Genomic DNA, 18,368 nt, shown 5'->3' on the forward strand with positions numbered 1-18,368 from the left:
AATAATAGCTCAAACAGCTTCGGCTTTTTTTGCTACCTTTGCTCCCATAATTTTATTATCTACACATCAAAGCAACCATGAATTACTTAAAGTTAGGCTTAATTCGAGAATACAAAAACCCACCAGACAAAAGGGTGGCATTACTGCCAGAGCAGTGCCTCGAACTGCAAGCTCAGTATCCTTTTTTGCAAGTAAAAGTAGAATCCAGTTCGATACGTTGTGTTCCTGACGATGCCTATACCCAATTGGGAATTGAGGTAGGAGATGATATGAGTGACTGTGATTTACTCTTAGGAATTAAAGAAGTTCCCGTAGATAAACTTTTGTCAAATAAGACGTATTTGTTTTTTTCGCATACCATCAAAAAACAAGCACATAATCGTAAATTATTACAAACGGTTATTAAAAAAAATGTAAAGCTTGTTGATTATGAGTGCCTTACTAATGAGCGTGGCGAACGAATCGTTGCATTTGGCTACTACGCAGGTATCGTTGGAGCTTATAACGGAATACGTGGTTATGGGTTGCGTTATAGCCTTTTCAATCTTAAACCCGCCAATCAGTGCCATTCGATGGCAGAAATGATTAGTACGGAATACCCCAAAGTGGCTGCGCTGCCTGCTATCAAAATAGCATTGGTAGGCAAGGGGCGTGTCGGAAAAGGAGCTAAAGATGTGTTAGATGGCATGAATATAAAGCAGGTAAGCCCAGAAGAATATTTAACGCAAACATTCTCAGAGCCTGTTTATACGCAAATCAGTTCGGCTGATTATTATGCTCGTAAAGATGGAAAAACATGGGATAGCCAATATTTTCACCAAAATCCAGCGCAAGTATATAGTACTTTTGAACGATTTGCCGCTCTAACGGATATTTTGATTACTACGGCATTTTGGCATCCAAGTACGCCTTCCTTGTTTTCTTTGGAAGCACTGAAATCCACTGATTTTCGTATCAAGGTAATTGCAGATATTACTTGCGACATAGAAGGTTTCGTGCCATGTACGCTCAAGGCATCAACAATAACAGAGCCATTTTTTGATTACCAACCTCATACGCATAGTCTGACAGATGCATTTTCTAATGAAAATCATGTTACACTGATGTCCATTGATAATCTTCCTTGTGAACTTCCCTACGATGCTTCCCGCGCTTTCGGTCGTCAACTTTTGGATAATGTCTTTCCTCATTTGCTTGTTGGGCACGATTCTGAAAAGGTAGTAAAACGCGCCACAATCGCCGAAAAGAATGCACTTACTGGTTACTTCGAATATTTGAGCGACTATATTTATAGTAAAAAAGACGAATAATTTTTTTGACGAAAAAAGCCTCTCATTGATTATACTTCAATGAGAGGCTTTTTTCAGATCAATATTTTACTTCCCGATACTTACTTTTTTGGTTTTCGTTCCGTTGTCAGAAACAAGCCTTACCAAATAAATGCCGCTGCTGTAGCCCGATAAATCCAGTTGGGTATTTTCTTCTTTGTTAATGGCCATTTCGAGTACCTTTTTACCCAACGCATATGTTACCGTAATGCGTGCATTGGCTGTGGTGCTGTTTACATAAAAAATTCCGCTGGCCGAAGGGTTCGGGTAAACCTCAAAAACATCTGCTCCTTTACCGCTGCAATTGCTTGTAGCCGTTGGCGAATAGCTGTATTTTCCATCAAAATCTGTTTGTTTGAGACGATAATAGGACGTTTCGGAAAGCGGATTTTTATCCATAAAAGCATATTGCTGCGCTTGGTTAGAGTTGCCCAAGCCTTTCAACGTACCGATTACTTCCCAGTTTTTGGTGTCCAAGCTGCGCTCAATGGCAAAAGATTCGTTGCTGGTTTCGGAAGCCGTAGCCCAACGAAGCGTTACGTTATTTTGCTGGCAATCAGCCTTAAACGAGATGAGCTTGATAGGTAAAATCGTAGTAGCGTAGCTATAAAATCCAAAGGTACTAAAGCTGCTTACTTTAAATTCAGCATACTTGATGCCTGACTCTATCCCTGTGGCTGTTGGCGTGATAAATTCTGCATTGTTGAGGCCAAGCGTTGTCATGTCGTTGACTACGTCTTGCGCCGAGCTACCCGAATGCTTGAACCAACCCGACGTAACCGACGGTGTGGCATTGTCTGGCCAAGTATCAGTAGTCATCAAACTGTTTTCCGAAGAACTATAATACACGCGTACAATTACGCCGCCGTTGGTGGTGTAGCTACCTGGCGCAACGATTGTGTTGAGGCGTTTGCTTATGCGCAGCGTATTGCCGCCGTCCGAGAGCTGATAATAACCAGTAGGTATATTGGTAAACGAGCCAGTGCCGCCGCCAATCAAATTTCCTTGATTGTTAATGGTTATGGAGGCAGGCAAAAAACTGTTGCCATTGGCGTTCAGGGTCATATATTTGGTGGTAGCATTGGCGTTTCTAACATAATAATTGGGTTCGCAAGAAGGAATAATAGTTAGGGGTGTTACGCCAGAACTTAACAATACTGGTGCAGGCGCAAAAACAGCATCCCCCGCAATCGTCCAGCCTTTGCCGCTTACCAAATTGGTACGAAAAGCCACCGCCGCAGTTGAATATTTTCGGCCTGTTGCTCCCAAACCTCTGCCCGTAGGCGTGGCTGCATTATTACTCCAACCCGTAAGCGTAGCCGAATAATTACTACAATTCATACCGCAGTTGTTGAGCATACTGTTCATGTTTACGGCGGCGTTGAGCGTCCAAGCCCCAAGGTCTTGATTAAAGGCCGTCGCACTTGAAAACATACTCGACATATCAATCACATTGGCTGTACTCCAGCCACCAATATTTTGATTAAAGGCCGTCGCGCTGATGAACATCGCATACATTGATATTACATTGGCTGTATTCCAAGCACTAATATTTTGATTGAAAGCCGTTGCGCCATTAAACATCGCCGCCATGTTGGTTACTTTGGCCGTATTCCAACCGCCAATATTTTGGTTGAAGGCTGGTGCACTCTGAAACATATAGGACATATTTAGCACATTGGCCGTGTTCCAAGCCCCAATATTTTGGTTAAAAACAGTAGCTCCATTAAACATTCCTTCTATGGCCGTGACGCTACCCGTATTCCAACTACCAATATTTTGGTTGAAAGCAATTGCCCCCTGAAACATATAAGCCATGTTCGTCACATTAGCCGTATTCCAAGCACTGATATTTTGATTAAAGGCTTTGGCCAAACTAAACATAGCGTACATACTACCTACGTTGGCCGTGTTCCAAGTGCTGATATTTTGATTAAAAACCGTTGCGCCATTAAACATATTGCTCATGTTCGTGACGCTGGTCGTGTTCCATGCTCCAATATTTTGATTAAAAACCGAAGCCCCATTAAACATGGCGGCCATAGTGTTTACATTGGCCGTATTCCAAGCGTTAAGACTTTGGTTAAAACTCGTGGCACTCTTAAACATGCCGTCCATGGCGGTTACATTGGCCGTATTCCAAGCGTTAAGATTTTGGTTAAAGGCCGTAGCTCCGTGAAACATATAGCCCATATTGGTTACGCTCCCTGTGTTCCAGCCGCCAATATTTTGGTTAAAACTCGTAGCCGCCGCAAACATTCCGTACATAGACAATACATTAGCCGTATTCCAAGTCCCAATGTTTTGGTTGAAAGCCGTGGCGGTATTAAACATATTGGCCATATTCGTCACATTGGCTGTATTCCACGCGCCAATATTTTGATTAAAAACCGTTGCCCCGTTAAACATGTGGCTCATATTGGTTACGTTGGTGGTATTCCAAGCCGCAATATTTCCGTTAAAGCTCGTCGTAAATCGGAACATCCCATCCATTAAAATGGCGTTACTGGTGTTCCAAGCGTTAAGGTTTTGGTTAAAAGCTGCCGCCCCCGAAAACATATAACCCATGTTAGTTACTTTGCTCACGTCCCAAGTGCCAATATTTCCATTAAAAGCGGTTGCGCCTGCAAACATTCCGTACATGGTGGTTACATTACTCGTATTCCAGCCACCAATATTCTGATTAAAAACCAATGCCCCATTCAACATATTCGACATATTGGTTACTTTGGTAGTGCTCCACGCGCCAATATTTCCATTAAACGCTTTGGCATTGTAAAACATATTACCCATAGTGGTTACGTTGGCTGTATTCCAGCTACCAATATTTTGATTAAAATTTTCGGCATTCCAAAACATTGCTTCCATGCTCACGGCTTTAGCTGTATTCCAGCCACCAATATTTTGATTAAAAGCCGTAGCCCCCGAAAACATATAGGAGATATTAATTACATTGGCCGTATTCCACGCGCTAATGCCTTGATTAAAAGCTACTGCATTTGTAAACATGGCATACGTACTGACAACATTGGCCGTATTCCAGCCGCCAATATTTTGGTTAAAAGCCGTCGCCCCCTGAAACAGCGAAGCCATATTGGTAATGCTACCCGTATTCCAACTATTGATGTTGGTAGGGGAATTAAGCGTCGTGCAATTATAAAACATCCCCCCCATGTCTGTTACACCAGCCAAATTAGGAACGTCTGTTGCAGAAATTTGTAGATTGGAGCAGCCATAAAAAGCACTATTCATGCTTGTCCAAGCCACTGCGCCCCATTGACTTACGTCTGTGAGGCGGTCGCGGTCTGCGCCGTTACTGATATTGATTCTTTGGAAATTGGTGGGGCTGATTTCTAAACGAATGTTAGTACTTGCTGGCAAACCTGTAATCGTAAGTGTTGTGCCGCTCCATGAGCCACTACCCGAAGCCCCCGACGGGAGTTGCTGCCAAGTGTAATTTACTGTGCCACTGGTGGCCGTGCCTATGCTTAGTTGCGTTGCTCCCGAACCTGCGGTAGCTAAATTCCATTGCGTAATAAAGTTTTGGGCAATAGCTGAATTATGTCCCAAAAAACAAAGTATAGCCAACAGGACTATGCTTTTGTAAATATTTTGCATACGATGTATGTTTTAGGTTTTATTGTGTTCAAATCAGGCACAAATATAGATTCAATTTGAGTATTTTATATTTTTTATTTAAAAATAATAATATTGTTTTGTTTTTATTTTATCATTCAAAAAGTTTAATGTATAATACTAATATGGCAAAATTTTATGCGGTTTTCTTAATCTAAAACATCATTCAATATGCTTTCTTCTGCTATCAATCTCGACGAGATAAACCAAAAAAATCCCCAAAATTATTTGTGGGATGGCTTTTGGATAGACAGTTTCAAACGCAAAACACTGAACATTTCGGCTTCTTTCGACCGCATTTATTACCGCGACATCATGATTGTGTATAAAGGCGTTACGTTTTTCAACTTGCCGAGCCAATGGCGCGATTACGAATTGGCTTACACCGACCCTTTGCCCAATGAGCATTACACCCAAACGTGATTTGCCAACCGCGTGCCGCTACTAAAAAGGTGAAGAGGTGGTTAGCATAATTAAATTTCCGATATTTTGAGTGCCTATAATTTTATAATTGGAGGCCTCAAATCAATGGATATGCAAGATTAAATGCTTGGAGCGGGCTTTGTGCAGAGAATTTTTATCTTTACCCCAAAACAACCTTGGGTTATGTATTCTTTTGCTAAAAAACTTTTTTTGATGATGATGGTCGTGGCTGTGCTGGCAGGTTGCTCGCAGAGCTACGACATCGACCCCGCCAAAGTGCGCGAAGTTCTGACCGAATATGGTAAACAAAATCCTGAAAATCAGGTGCAAATCCAAACTTCTTACGGTAATATTACGCTGCGCCTTTATGATGATACGCCACTGCATCGGGCCAATTTTATTAGGCTAATTAAGCAGGGTTTTTATGATAATGGCGCAGATTTTTACCGCGTGATTTATGCGTTTATGGTGCAGGGTGGGAGAGGAGCAGGTTACGACAGCTATTTGGTGCCGCCCGAATTTACACCCAACCATTTCCACAAACGCGGTGCGTTGGCGATGGCACACGGCGACAATCCCGAAAATGCGTCCGCACCAACGGAATTTTATATCGTGCAAGGCCAACGCCAAGACAGCACCGAAATAGATTTAACACAACTTACACCCGAACAAATTCGCACGTACACCACTTTGGGCGGCAGCCCGAATCTGGACGGAAAATATACGGTGTTTGGCGAAGTAACCGAAGGCATGGACGTGGTACAGAAAATTGCGGAAGTGGAAACCTACAGCGAAAAACCGCTCAAACGTATTCCGCTTAAGCTGGTAGTTTTGCCCTAAAACCCCGAAATAGGCTATTGCTTTGAGTGATAAAAAACTGATGCTAAGGGCTTTGATTTTAAATTTGATTAAGATTGTACCAAAATATTGCAGCCTTCACGCCCAAAAATACTACCTTTGCTAGTTGAGAGTTTGGCGCGGTGATGCGCTCAGGCTTTGTATTTTAAATTTGTGTCTATCTTTTTTTGAGTTATGTCAATACCCTCACCCGCCGCACTGGTACGAATACTTTGGATTGGCTTTGTGGCTACTGTCGCCTTTGTCGTGTTTTATGTATATGCCGTTTCTGTTGATTTGGGGGGATTTTTTGGGGGAATGCCAGGCATTGATAAATTAGCCAACCCGACGCTGGAGCGTGCCTCCATCGTGTATAGTGCCGACAATCAGATTTTGGGTAAATATTTCCGCGAAAACCGCGAAGACGTGAAGTTTGAGCAAATTTCACCCAACCTTATCAAAGCCCTGTACGCCACCGAAGACGTACGTTTTGATGAGCATTCGGGCATAGATATGAAAGGTACATTTACGATTGTGCCGTATTTGTTGATTGGCAAAAAACGCGGTTCGAGTACCATTTCCCAACAGTTAGCCAAAAACTTGTTCCAGACCAGAGGCGAGGAATATTCGGGACGTTTGGCCGAGTGGGGTTTCAGTAAAATCGCGACCGTGATTGCCAAAAGCAAAGAATGGATTACGGCCATCAAACTCGAACGCGCCTACACCAAACGCGAGATTTTGACGATGTATCTCAATACCGTTGATTTTGGTAGTAATGCTTACGGAATCAAAGTAGCCGCTAAAACTTTTTTTGGTACAACACCCGACCAATTGTCTGTCTCTCAGGCGGCTATTTTGGTTGGTTTGCTCAAAGGCCCGACACTTTATAGCCCTATTCTGAATCCAGAACGCTGCAAAGCGCGTCGCAATACGGTGTTGGAGCAAATGGAAAAATACGATTATATCACGGAAGAAGAATTTGAACAGCTTTCAGCCTTGCCGATTGATAACAACAATTATAAAGTTGAAAATGCAAATGATGGCCTTGCGCCATATTTCCGTGCTGAGTTGCGCAAGGATTTGATCGCTTTTTGTAAAGAAAATAATTACGATTTGTTTTCGGATGGCCTGAAAATTTACACGACAATAGATTCGCGTATGCAACGCTATGCGGAAGCTGCCGTAGAACGCCACATGAAAAAATTACAAGCCAAATTCTTTGATTATTGGAAAGGAAGAGCTCCTTGGGTGGACGAAAATGGCAAAGTAATTCCTAATTTTATAGAAAATGCCGCCAAACGTACCGAAACCTACAAAGAATACATGGAGCTGTATGGCGGCAACGAAGATTCGGTAATGGCAAAGCTGAATATGCCTGTGAATCGTCGTTTATTTAGTTGGAAAACAGAGCGTTATGCGATTGATACTACGCTGAGTTTCATGGATTCTATTCGTTATACCAAACGCTTTTTGCACGCGGGTCTGATGTCTATGGAGCCGCATTCGGGACACATTAAGGCGTGGGTTGGGGGAATAAATTTCCGTGCCTTTAAGTACGACCACGTGCGACAAGGTCGCCGCCAACCTGGTTCTACGTTCAAGCCGTTTGTGTATGCAGCGGCTTTGGATTTGGGTTATCATCCTTGCAACGAAATGGTAGATGCGCCGTTTACGATTACCGACGGGAGTACGGGCAAAAGCTGGACACCTAAAAACAGCGATGGCGTTTATTCGGGCGAACGCAAAACCTTGCGTTTGGCTATGGCACAGTCTATCAACACGATAGCCGTACAATTGATAGAGAAAATCACGCCGCAAACCGTCGTGGATTATGCGCACCGCTTAGGGATTGAAAGCCCTTTAGACCCTGTGCCTGCTTTGGCCTTGGGCGTAAGTGATGTGTCGCTGTACGAGTTGGTGGGTGCGTATAGCACTTTTGTGAATCAAGGCACTTGGACGAAGCCGTATTACATTACGCGCATCGAAGACAAAAGTGGCAATTTGATAAAAAGTTTTAAACCAGCGCAAAAAGAAGTACTCAGTCCCGAAACGGCCTTTTTGATGGTGTATATGCTCAAAGGTAGCACGACGGAGCGAAACGGTACGGCTCTTGGGCTTTATAATTTGGGTAAAACACTGTACAGCAACGAAGTAGGTGCGAAAACAGGTACAACTTCTAACTATTCGGATGGCTGGTTTATGGGTGTAACCGAAGAGTTGGTAACAGGTGTTTGGGTTGGTGGCGACGATCGCAGTATTCACTTCCATACATCCAATCTGGGACAAGGCGCACGTATGGCCATGCCTATTTGGTCGTATTACATGGACGCAGTGTATGAAGACAAAACTTTGCCTGTGAAAAAGAAAATGTTTAAACGTGTAACGAACATAGACGAACGCGAGCAACTAAACTGCAAGAAAGTGAATGCACCTGCGCCAGATTCTTTGCAAACCGATTCGGCCAGCCAAGTATATAAACAGCAAAACGACGGCATCGAATAACATGAAAATCAGGGCTTTATTTCTGGGCATAAGTTTACTAATAGCTGTACAGGTATTAGGCCAAGAAAGCATGCCTCAAGATACCGCAGTTTCGCAATCTGCTGTAAAAGAGGCGGTTGCTTTGGACACTGCTGCTGCTCCTGTTCGGACTTTCGACAAAAAGACATTAGAGCCGTACGCTGCCGATAAAGATTATAATTACGGCCACGATGTAGTAGAAGTGCCTACGCTGTGGGAACGTTTTAAAGCGTGGCTGCTGAGCCGTTTGTTATTGCTGCTTTTTGACAAGAATGCAGGTACATTTTGGTTGGTGTTGCGCTATACGTTGGCCGTGTCGGTGGTTTTGTTGTTTGCGTACATGATTTACAAAAACCAATGGCGCACATTGTTTCTGGGTGGTAAAAAAAGCAAAGACAAGGCACTGGATTATACGGTAGAAAGAGACAACATTCACGCTATTGCGTTTGAGGAAGAAATTCGTAAGGCTATCGCCGCGCAAATGTACGGACGTGCCACACGTTTGTATTATTTGCAAACACTCAAAACCCTGAATGACAAAGGCTTAATTGATTGGAAAAAAGAAAAAACGAATCAGGATTATTTACAAGAATTTAAGTTGAAAAAGCCTAATTCCGTAGATTTTCAGCAATTGACTCAAACCTTTGAATATGCGTATTACGGTGATTTCCCGATAGATGCCACGACATTTGAATCAATCCAAGAACATTTTAAGACATTTAGTGGCACTTTAAAATAAAAAGCAATGTGGGGCGCGGCAGATTCTGCCGCGCCCCACATTGCTTTTGGTTCTATAAGGTTTATCCCACTTGTTTGCTGGCAAGTGAGTATTCAACTTCCTTTATCCATACGGTGGCTTGTGTGTAATTGTCGAAAAAATGTACAGTAAATTTATTTTTGTCCAAATCATTTACAATTTTCTTCACGGCCATATCACGGAAAATATCTTTAGGTACTACTACTGCCGAAGTACGAAATCCTGCTGCAAATGCTTTCGGAAACCAAACGTCATTCATCCATTGTTGGTCTTCGGATTTTAATACTTTGGCTTTGGTATTGTCGGCGATCATTTTGTCTGCGCCTTTTTGGATAAGCAACTCCAATGAGGCGTTGCAGGCTTCCCGAAACTCGTCGGAGTTACAAAAGCCGTCCCAATCCAAATGTACGCATCTAGATTCTTCGATGTAGTAGATTTTGCAATATCTTTTATTGAAAAATAAGGTTTCCATTGTCGTAAAAATTTTAGGAATGAACTAGATAAATGAGTATGAAAGTTGATTTTTTTGGCTTAAAGTGGTAAGCGCATCGCGGTAGCCTGTACGGAAACGTAGATTCATGGCGGCTGGCGTAAAATCGTCAGTTCCTTCCACGCCTTCGGCTTCGTACTGCAACACGGTGTGTTTATTAATTTTTTTATGGTTCATGAGTTTCTGGTAGGCTGGCTCTTGCTTGATGGGGCTGTCGGCTGGCAAAACGGCATCTATCTTATGAATCAGGTCTATGTAGCTATCCATTGCGGCAAAAGTGCGGTTGTCCAAAGCCAATTTGCTTTCAAACATCAATTCTTTGATGCGGTTAGAAATCTGGTCTATGTTGGTAGGCATGGCTGCATTTTTTCGAAATAGATTGATAATTAATAACTCACGTTCGATGTTATGCCCTTCAATTGCTTCCAGATAATTAATGGCGGGAGCCAATGGCATATTGGCAAACAAACCACCGTCCCAATAGTAGTTGTTATCTACTTTTACGGCAGGAAAATTGGGCGGAATGCTCATACTTGCCACGATTTTATCTAAACTAATGCCGTCTTTGTCGTGGTTGCTAAACGGCACTAAATCGCCAGTTTCTACGTTTACGGCTTCTACGACCAATTTGGTTTCGAGGCTATTAAGTTTTTGTATATCAATGAGTTTTTCGAGCAATCCCCAAAACGGAGCTAAGTCATAAATGTTCAGCGCAGTAAGCGGCGAGGCCAGAAAAAACGGATTGATGTAGTACATATTCGGGTTGGCAATCTTAGATTCTTTGGCTTGCCAGCTTTGCGGTAAAAACGGATTAACGCGCATTTGGATAGTCGTCCAAAGCGTATCCAACGCTTCTACGCCACCACTCAAATACACGGCGGCATTGATTGCTCCAATGGAAACGCCCGTAACAATACAAGGATCAAACGATGATTGCTCTTCAAATGCTTTAATCGCCCCCCACTGATAAGCCCCTAACGCGCCACCGCCTTGGAGCACAAGTCCTGTTTTGATTGTTTTTGCCATACGCTTAAAATGTAATTATTTGTATATTGAACATAGTTTTAGATTTTGCATTGATAAGTTTTTGGTTCTGGTTATAGATAAGACGTTTCTCGGCAGCAAAAAGGGTTACAAGCTTTTGATATTTTTTTTGAATAATATGTTAATTGTTTGATTACTAGTAATTTATATTCTTTATTTTTTCAAAAATATTTTTATATTTTTGGCCAATAGAATAAATCCCCCCAATAACATCAAATGTAATCGTATGCTTGAATGTGTTATTTTGGATTATTTTTAGTGAAAAAACTACCGCATATATTGCACCCAATTATTTCAATTCAATAAAAAGATTATGATACAACTCATTGAGTGTGTTCCCAATTTCTCAGAAGGCCGCAACTTGGCCATTATCAAACAAATCACGGATGTCATAGAAAGTGTAGAAGGCATTAAGTTACTGGATGTTGATCCAGGGGCGGCTACTAATCGCACCGTCGTTACGTTTGTAGGGCAGCCACAACCTGTCATGGAAGCTGCTTTCAGGGCTATGCAAAAAGCCAAAGAGCTGATAGACATGAGCAAACACAAAGGCGAACATCCGCGTTTTGGCGCAACAGACGTTTGCCCGTTTGTGCCCGTGAGCAATATTACGTTGGAAGAAACTGCCGCTTACGCTCGCCAATTGGCCGAAAGAGTAGGCCGTGAATTAGAATATCCTGTGTATTTGTACGAAAGTGCCGCCTCGCGTCCAGAACGCAAGAATTTGGCAACGGTGCGTGCTGGCGAATACGAAGGTTTGGCCAAAAAACTCGAAGACCCGAACTGGATGCCCGATTTTGGTGGCAATACTTTCCGCCCGACGGTTGGCGCAACAGCCATCGGTGCACGTGATTTCTTGATTGCGGTTAATTTTAACCTTAACACTACTTCTACGCGCCGCGCCAATTCGGTGGCTTTTGATGTGCGTGAGGCTGGCCGTTTGGTAAAACAAACCAATCCTGCCACTGGCCAAACGGAAGAAGTACGGGTAGCGGGTTCGCTAAAGGCTTGTAAAGCAATTGGTTGGTATATAGCCGAATACGGTGTGGCGCAAGTTTCCATGAACCTTACCGACATAGGCATTACGCCAATTCACGTGGCTTTTGATGAGGTGAACAAATCGGCCACGGCGCGTGGTTTGCGCGTAACGGGCACAGAAATCGTAGGCCTTTTGCCGCTAAAAGCCCTCACGGAAGCAGGCAAATATTTCTTGCGCAAACAAGAACGTTCGGTGGGTGTTTCAGAAAAAGAATTGATTAAGATTGCCGTCAAGTCGATGGGGCTTGATGAGCTAAGACCTTTTGAGCCAGAGAAAAAAATTATTGAATACATACTCAAAGATGCCAATAGTTCGCCACTGATTAACATGAACTTAGAGGCGTTTGCAGACGAAACGGCTTCCGAATCTCCAGCCCCAGGGGGCGGTTCTATTGCGGCGTATTGCGGTGCGTTGGGTGTGTCGTTGGGAACGATGGTAGCCAATTTGTCGTCGCACAAACGCGGCTGGGACGAACGTTGGGAAGAGTTTTCGGACTGGGCAGAAAAAGGCGAAAAACTCAAAAAACAATTGCTTTACTGCGTGGACGAAGATACACGCGCCTTCAATCGCATCATGGACGCGTTCGGGTTGCCCAAATCCTCTGATGCCGAAAAACAAGCCCGCAAAGCAGCCATTCAAGCCGCAACGCGCAATGCTATCGAAGTGCCTTTCAAGGTGATGGAATTGTCTTTTGAGTCAATGGAAATGCTCAAAGCGATGGCCGAAACAGGCAATCCAAATTCTGTGAGTGATGCAGGCGTTGGGGCTTTGTGTGCGCGTACTGCCGTGTGGGGTGCGTGGCTCAATGTCAAAATCAATGCCGCTTCTTACGATGACGAGGTTTTCAAATCAGATATTTTAGCCAAAGCAAAAATGTTGGCAGAAGCTGCTGCCGCTGCCGAAACCGCTATTTTGGCGATTGTGGAAAGTAAATTGTAACGACAAATTTTGTAGTAGATACGCACTGAAGTGCGTATCTACTACAAATGTTTACTGTTGTTCCAGCTCATTTTGGCCTGCTGCCCACAAAAGCATGGCCATTGCTTTGCGGTATTTGGCTTGCAACGAAGCCATTTTTACTTGTGCGTCCAAAAACTTGCTTTCACGCGAATTAATCAAAAACAAAGAACTTTCGCCTTCTTCGTATTTGCGCAACTCGGCATTTCGCAGACGTTCGTAGTCTTGTGTAATGCGTTGCTGCATTTGCAAAAGTGTCGTGAGATTTTGCAAATCGTTGTATTGCGCCTGAATATCGTTCATTATCTCGCGGTTGGTTTGGCTTTGTTCCCAGCGCGTTTGTGTTTGCTTTACTTTGATGAGTTGCAGCTTGCCGCGTTCTTTGCGTAGCAACAACGGAAACGAAAAATCTATGCCTACTTTGTAGTTGTTGGTATAATAGGCTTGTTGGAAATTTTCGCCAGCCGTAGGCGTGGCACTCAGTAAATTATAATTGACATTGAGCGCAGGTTTGAGCATTTCGCGCCCCAAACGGCGTTGTATTTCGAGCTGTTGAATTTTGTATTCAAACTTTTTGAGTTCGGGGTGATTGGCCAGCGCATTTTCTTTCAAATGGCTTAATTTTTCTTCTGTTACCAACGGTTGCACTGCAAACGCTTCGGGCTGCAAACTGGCTTGCACTTCTACGGGTTGATTTTCTTCATTCCATAAATAATTGGAAACTACCAAACGCGCATTTTGCAAAGCCACATCGGCCTGTTGGCGTTGGATGATGCGTTCTTGCCAAATAATAAAAGCCTCCACCGTGTCGATGGCCGCAATTTCGCCAACGGCTGCTCTTTCCCGAACGCCTTTGTAACGAATATCAGCCAGTTTTTCGGCATCTTTCCAAGCGTTGTACGTTTGTTGTGCCGTAAACCATTCCCAATAGTCTTTGGCTGCCGAAAGCATGATTTTGTTAATGGTTTTGACTTGGTCGGCTTGCGCAATTTGCTGAAACAGTTGCGCTTGGCGCAGCGTAGAGCGGCGTTCGTCGATAAATAATCCTTGCCCGACGGGTACAGAAATTCCGATATAACTCAAGCCGTCGGCGGGCGTGCGGTATTGATTGCTCAAATAAACCCCGTTGTTGCGTTCGTACCCGATTTTGAGGTCAGTTCCCGTCCAAACGGGAACTTTCAGGTGCGCATCAAACAGGTTGTAATAGCTTGTTCCGTTGTATTCTTTGCGCGTGAGCGAGCTATTCAGTTTGGGGTCAAAGCCACCGCGAGCAATGCGCAATTCTTGTTGTGCCGCTTCGGGCAAGGATTTGGCCTGCTTGACGATGGGGTGATTATTGGCAATAATTTGATAAAATTCTTTGAGACTAAGTGTCTTATTTTCTGCGTTTTGGGCAAAGCTGCTCGGCCATAGCCCCAAGGAGAGCAAGACAAAAATGCTAAATTTTTTATGTGATAATTTCATACAAACAAAAAGATCATTTTGAGAAAAACCTTATTTCTTCGCGCCTTTCGCGTCGTCTTTGGCGGGTTCTGCTTTCAGACTTGGCGGGAAGCCGTTGAGTTGTCGCCAGATTTCGTACCAAATCGGCACTTCGTCGAGCATTGCCCAGCCGAACACACCCGAACCCACACGTAATTGCATCGGCCAAGGGTCATCGTTGGGGTCTGGTTTTACCAAAATTCTATAATTTCCGTCTGCACTATTCACATAATCAATTACTTGCACCACGCCGCCAAACGTCCCGACAGCCACACTCGGCCAACCCGAAAACTGTAATGCTGGCCAACCATCGAACTGCAAACGCACTTTCCGACCCTTCGAGAGCAAAGGCACGTCCATGGGACGAATGTATAACTCAACGGCTTTCATGGGAATATCAGGCATGACGGTAACGACGGCCTCGCCTTCTTTGATGGTTTCGCCGATACCCGCTTTCAGGGCTTTGACGATGTGGCCATCTTGTGGGGCAATGAGGGCGTGTTGTTCGGTACGAACTTTTACGTTCACGATTTTATTTTTCACCTTCGAGAGTTCGCCTTTGGCATCGGCGATGTAGGCAAGTTTGGCGTTTAGCTCTGACTCGGCCTTCGATATTTTGTCTGTGTATTCGGCTTGCAACGAATTAAGCTCAATCAGGGCATTGGTCATTTCGTTTTGCGAAACCAAATATTTGTTCTTTACGGACATTAGTTTGGCCGAACTTTCTTGCAGCTTGAGGCGACGACGTTCCAAATCGGTCAGGGAAATCAGGCCGTCTTTGGCGTGCAGGCGTTCGTAACGTTCAAACTGCGCTTTTGCGATTTGATAATTTATTTTTTCGGCCTCGTAGTCGGTACTATCGCTTACGTTTTTGAGGGAAGTTTGTTTGTACTTGTTTCGGGCTTTGTTGAGGCTGAACTGCAAACCCGATTTGAGCGCGCCGATTTGCCGCGACACGGCGGCGGCTTGTTGTTCCGTTGCTCCGATGCTGGTTTCTTTGGCGTTCTGCTGTTCGCCTAATCGCGTAAGAAGCTCAGGGTCAAAGTAATCGTCTTTGATTTCGGTCAGCGTCAGGATGGTATCGCCTTTGTTTACAAAATCTCCTTCCTGTACTTTCCAGTCTTCGATACGCCCCGCAATGGCCGTCTGAACTGTTTGGGGTCGGTCGCGCGGGTCGAGTGCAGTTACTTTGCCCGTGCCGTCAATGTTTTGTTGCCAAGGCAAAAAAAGCATGAAAAAGAAAATAGCCGCAATAGCCATGAGCCAATACGCCAGCACACGCCCCGAACGCGGCGTGTTCAGTGTGTTGAGCGAGTAAAGTTTGTAAGACTTTACTTTGTTTGAAACTGATTTTGGTGAAATGTTAAGCATCTTGTATATGATAAGTTTGTATAGCTGGCTCCAAAAGCCATGTTGAAGTAACAAAATTAACGAAGATTTGGGCTTATAGTTTATAATTATTCTAAAAAACGCGCAAAAAAAACATACATGAACCTTTCATCAGTTTAGGCGAATGGCAAAAAAAAGCGTGATAAGCTATGTTTTTGGCACATCTACAAATAATTGATTGTCAAATTTTTATTTAATAAAAACATACTTTTATGTGCTTTGATTATGCTAAATAAATCAGGCTTTGGGGCAATGCTTTTCGGGCGAGTTATTTACCTTTGCGCTTTCACCAATCTGATTTTATGATGACAAAAAGACTATTAGCGGCGGCCTTATTGCTGCCAACTTTAGCCATGGCACAAGAAAAATTAACCCCCGAAAAACTTTGGCAATTGGGGCGCGTGAGCGAAGAGCAAGTTTCACCAGACGGCAAACAAATCGTTTTTGGCGTAACCAATTATGACCTTTCGGCCAACAAAGGCAACAAAGATTTATACATTGTATCGGCGCAAGGCGGCGAACCCAAACGCCTTACCAACCTGACAGGCAGCGAGTTTAATCCGCGTTTCAGACCAGACGGCAAAAAAATTGGCTTTTTGGCTGCCCAAAACGGCCAAGTGCAACTTTGGGAAATGAACCCCGACGGCACGGAGCAAGTCGTGGTGAGCCACGTGGAAGGCGGCATTACGGGTTTTGAATATTCGCCTACCATGCAGCACATTCTTTACACGGCAGACGTGAAGTTAGACGCGACCGTTACGGAAGTGTATAAAGATTTGCCCAAAGCCGATGCTCGCATTATTGATGGCCTGATGTATCGCCACTGGGCAGACTGGCACGACTACGCTTACAGTCATGTGTTTGTAGCCGCGTATAAAAACGGCGAAGTAGCCAAAGAAGCAACCGATTTGCTAAAAGATGAGCGTTTTGACGCGCCAACCGCGCCAATGGGCGGCATGGAAGAAATCGCTTGGAGCAAAGACGGCAAAACCATTGCTTACACTTGCAAAAAACTTAACGGGACGGCGGCAGCCATCAGCACCAACAGCGACATTTATTTGTACGATGTAGCCACGGGCAAAACCCGCAACGCTTCCGAAGGCATGAACGGCTACGACAAAGAGCCTGTTTTCTCGCCAGACGGCAAAAAATTAGTGTGGCAAAGCATGGCTAACGCTGGTTTTGAGTCGGACAAGACAAGCATTATTTTGTTTGATTTGGCCACAGGTAAAAGAGAAAATATTACCGAAACGATGGAAGAAGCGGCCAACAGTTTGGTTTGGAGTGCCGACAGCCGTTACATTTATTTTACTTCTGGCCTAAAAGCAACGGTACAAGCCTTTGAAATTGAGGTAAAAACCAAGAAAATCCGCCAAATCACGCAAGGAACGCACAATTACAATTCGTTGGCATTGGCTGGCAAAACATTGATTGCCGAAAAAACAACAATGAGCCAACCAACCGAACTTTACGCCATTGATCTCAAAACTGGCCAAGACCGCGCCATTACCAAAACCAATGAAACGGCTTTAGGTAAATTGAAAATGGGCAAAGTGGAACAACGTTTTGTAAAAACTACCGACAACAAGGATATGCTCGTTTGGGTGATTTATCCGCCAGATTTCGACGCAAAGAAAAAATATCCGACGCTTTTGTATTGTCAAGGTGGCCCACAAAGCACTGTTAATCAAAGTTTTTCGTATCGTTGGAATTTTCAGCTAATGGCTGCCAACGGCTACATTGTTGTTGCGCCAAACCGCAGAGGTTTGCCAAGTTTCGGTAAGGCTTGGAACGATGACATTAGCGGCGATTGGGGCGGCCAACCTATCCGCGACTATTACAGTGCCATCGACGCTTTGGCCAAAGAACCATTCGTGGACAAAGACCGTTTGGGCGCAGTGGGTGCAAGTTATGGCGGCTATTCGGTGTATCAGTTGGCCGGTACGCACAACAAACGTTTCAAAACCTTTATTGCGCATTGCGGCTTGTTCAATTTGGAAAGCTGGTACGGCACAACCGAAGAAATGTTTTTTGCAAACTGGGACATCAAAGGTGCGTACTGGCAAACGCCACAGCCGAAAAGCTACGAGCAATTTTCTCCACACAAATTTGTAAAGAACTGGGACACACCTATTTTGGTGATTCATGGTGGCAAAGATTTCCGTGTGCCTGAGTCGCAGGGTATGGAAGCGTTCCAAGCCGCACAACTCAAAGGGATTCCGAGCAAATTTTTGTATTTCCCCGAAGAAGGCCACTGGGTAACTAAGCCACAAAACAGTGTGGTTTGGAACAGAGTATTTTTTGAGTGGTTGGATAAATGGTTGAAATAAAAATCTAAGTTCAGATGAAGTATTAGGACTTTTACTAAAACAAAGTAAGCTGATAAACAAGGCTTTATGTTTGGGTTGAAGTCCTAATTTTTTGTAAATTGCTTGCTGAAAACCACCATTTTAGACAGAAGACATT

The 18,368-nt window shown here is 43.9% G+C and carries 12 protein-coding genes; 7 read left to right on the top strand and 5 right to left on the bottom strand.

The features are described from left to right. The first annotated feature begins 77 nt into the window (after window positions 1-77). Entirely contained in the window at window positions 78-1,310 is a 1,233-nt protein-coding gene (locus tag BM090_RS14240) for an NAD(P)-dependent oxidoreductase (RefSeq protein WP_091514651.1), read from the top strand. 66 nt (window positions 1,311-1,376) lie between these two features. Here BM090_RS14240 and BM090_RS14245 read toward each other — a convergent pair whose 3' ends face one another. Then, a complete protein-coding gene (locus BM090_RS14245) occupies window positions 1,377-4,946 on the bottom strand; it encodes a BspA family leucine-rich repeat surface protein (RefSeq protein WP_091514655.1) in 3,570 nt (1,189 codons plus the stop codon). A gap of 189 nt (window positions 4,947-5,135) precedes the next feature. On the opposite strand from BM090_RS14245, the gene BM090_RS14250 reads away from it, so the two are divergent. From BM090_RS14250 to BM090_RS14265, 4 genes are all read left to right on the top strand, one after another. After that, window positions 5,136-5,387, top strand: coding sequence for a hypothetical protein (locus BM090_RS14250; RefSeq protein ID WP_091514658.1), 252 nt, complete (start codon window positions 5,136-5,138; stop codon window positions 5,385-5,387). Window positions 5,388-5,570: 183 nt separating this feature from the next. Next, complete coding sequence (locus BM090_RS14255; RefSeq protein WP_091514836.1) at window positions 5,571-6,227, top strand: peptidylprolyl isomerase; 657 nt, start codon at window positions 5,571-5,573, stop codon at window positions 6,225-6,227. Window positions 6,228-6,419: 192 nt separating this feature from the next. Then, window positions 6,420-8,726 carry a penicillin-binding protein 1A gene (locus BM090_RS14260; protein ID WP_091514662.1) on the top strand — a complete coding sequence of 769 codons (2,307 nt, stop codon included), beginning with the start codon at window positions 6,420-6,422 and terminating at the stop codon, window positions 8,724-8,726. Window positions 8,727-8,796: 70 nt separating this feature from the next. Further along, window positions 8,797-9,483 carry a DUF4129 domain-containing protein gene (locus tag BM090_RS14265; RefSeq protein WP_177199948.1) on the top strand — a complete coding sequence of 229 codons (687 nt, stop codon included), beginning with the start codon at window positions 8,797-8,799 and terminating at the stop codon, window positions 9,481-9,483. Between the two features lie 61 nt (window positions 9,484-9,544). On the opposite strand, the gene BM090_RS14270 is transcribed toward BM090_RS14265, so the two are convergent. Further along, window positions 9,545-9,973, bottom strand: coding sequence for a hypothetical protein (locus BM090_RS14270; protein ID WP_091514670.1), 429 nt, complete (start codon window positions 9,971-9,973; stop codon window positions 9,545-9,547). A gap of 24 nt (window positions 9,974-9,997) precedes the next feature. Then, complete coding sequence (locus BM090_RS14275; RefSeq protein WP_091514674.1) at window positions 9,998-11,017, bottom strand: patatin-like phospholipase family protein; 1,020 nt, start codon at window positions 11,015-11,017, stop codon at window positions 9,998-10,000. A gap of 331 nt (window positions 11,018-11,348) precedes the next feature. Here BM090_RS14275 and ftcD point away from each other — a divergent pair, with 331 nt between their 5' ends. Beyond that, a complete protein-coding gene (gene ftcD / locus BM090_RS14280; protein WP_177199949.1) occupies window positions 11,349-13,013 on the top strand; it encodes a glutamate formimidoyltransferase in 1,665 nt (554 codons plus the stop codon). A gap of 51 nt (window positions 13,014-13,064) precedes the next feature. Here ftcD and BM090_RS14285 read toward each other — a convergent pair whose 3' ends face one another. Beyond that, complete coding sequence (locus BM090_RS14285; RefSeq protein WP_091514681.1) at window positions 13,065-14,495, bottom strand: TolC family protein; 1,431 nt, start codon at window positions 14,493-14,495, stop codon at window positions 13,065-13,067. A 30-nt stretch (window positions 14,496-14,525) separates the two neighbouring features. Continuing rightward, complete coding sequence (locus tag BM090_RS14290; protein ID WP_091514684.1) at window positions 14,526-15,884, bottom strand: HlyD family secretion protein; 1,359 nt, start codon at window positions 15,882-15,884, stop codon at window positions 14,526-14,528. Between the two features lie 320 nt (window positions 15,885-16,204). Between BM090_RS14290 and BM090_RS14295 the strand changes: the two genes are divergently transcribed. Beyond that, on the top strand, window positions 16,205-18,232 hold the full coding sequence (locus BM090_RS14295) for a dipeptidyl-peptidase Dpp5 (protein ID WP_221405407.1): 2,028 nt from the start codon (window positions 16,205-16,207) through the stop codon (window positions 18,230-18,232). The last annotated feature ends 136 nt before the right edge of the window (window positions 18,233-18,368 follow it).

It is taken from the genome of Flexibacter flexilis DSM 6793 (genome assembly GCF_900112255.1).
Classification (GTDB): Bacteria; Bacteroidota; Bacteroidia; order Cytophagales; family Flexibacteraceae; genus Flexibacter; species Flexibacter flexilis.

Bases quoted from the DNA above. Each gene is read 5' to 3' on its own strand.
- BM090_RS14240 (WP_091514651.1), top strand. From the start codon at position 78: ATGAATTACTTAAAGTTAGGCTTAATTCGAGAATACAAAAACCCACCA.
- BM090_RS14245 (WP_091514655.1), bottom strand. From the start codon at position 4,946: ATGCAAAATATTTACAAAAGCATAGTCCTGTTGGCTATACTTTGTTTT.
- BM090_RS14250 (WP_091514658.1), top strand. From the start codon at position 5,136: ATGCTTTCTTCTGCTATCAATCTCGACGAGATAAACCAAAAAAATCCC.
- BM090_RS14255 (WP_091514836.1), top strand. From the start codon at position 5,571: ATGTATTCTTTTGCTAAAAAACTTTTTTTGATGATGATGGTCGTGGCT.
- BM090_RS14260 (WP_091514662.1), top strand. From the start codon at position 6,420: ATGTCAATACCCTCACCCGCCGCACTGGTACGAATACTTTGGATTGGC.
- BM090_RS14265 (WP_177199948.1), top strand. From the start codon at position 8,797: ATGCCTCAAGATACCGCAGTTTCGCAATCTGCTGTAAAAGAGGCGGTT.
- BM090_RS14270 (WP_091514670.1), bottom strand. From the start codon at position 9,973: ATGGAAACCTTATTTTTCAATAAAAGATATTGCAAAATCTACTACATC.
- BM090_RS14275 (WP_091514674.1), bottom strand. From the start codon at position 11,017: ATGGCAAAAACAATCAAAACAGGACTTGTGCTCCAAGGCGGTGGCGCG.
- ftcD (WP_177199949.1), top strand. From the start codon at position 11,349: ATGATACAACTCATTGAGTGTGTTCCCAATTTCTCAGAAGGCCGCAAC.
- BM090_RS14285 (WP_091514681.1), bottom strand. From the start codon at position 14,495: ATGAAATTATCACATAAAAAATTTAGCATTTTTGTCTTGCTCTCCTTG.
- BM090_RS14290 (WP_091514684.1), bottom strand. From the start codon at position 15,884: ATGCTTAACATTTCACCAAAATCAGTTTCAAACAAAGTAAAGTCTTAC.
- BM090_RS14295 (WP_221405407.1), top strand. From the start codon at position 16,205: ATGATGACAAAAAGACTATTAGCGGCGGCCTTATTGCTGCCAACTTTA.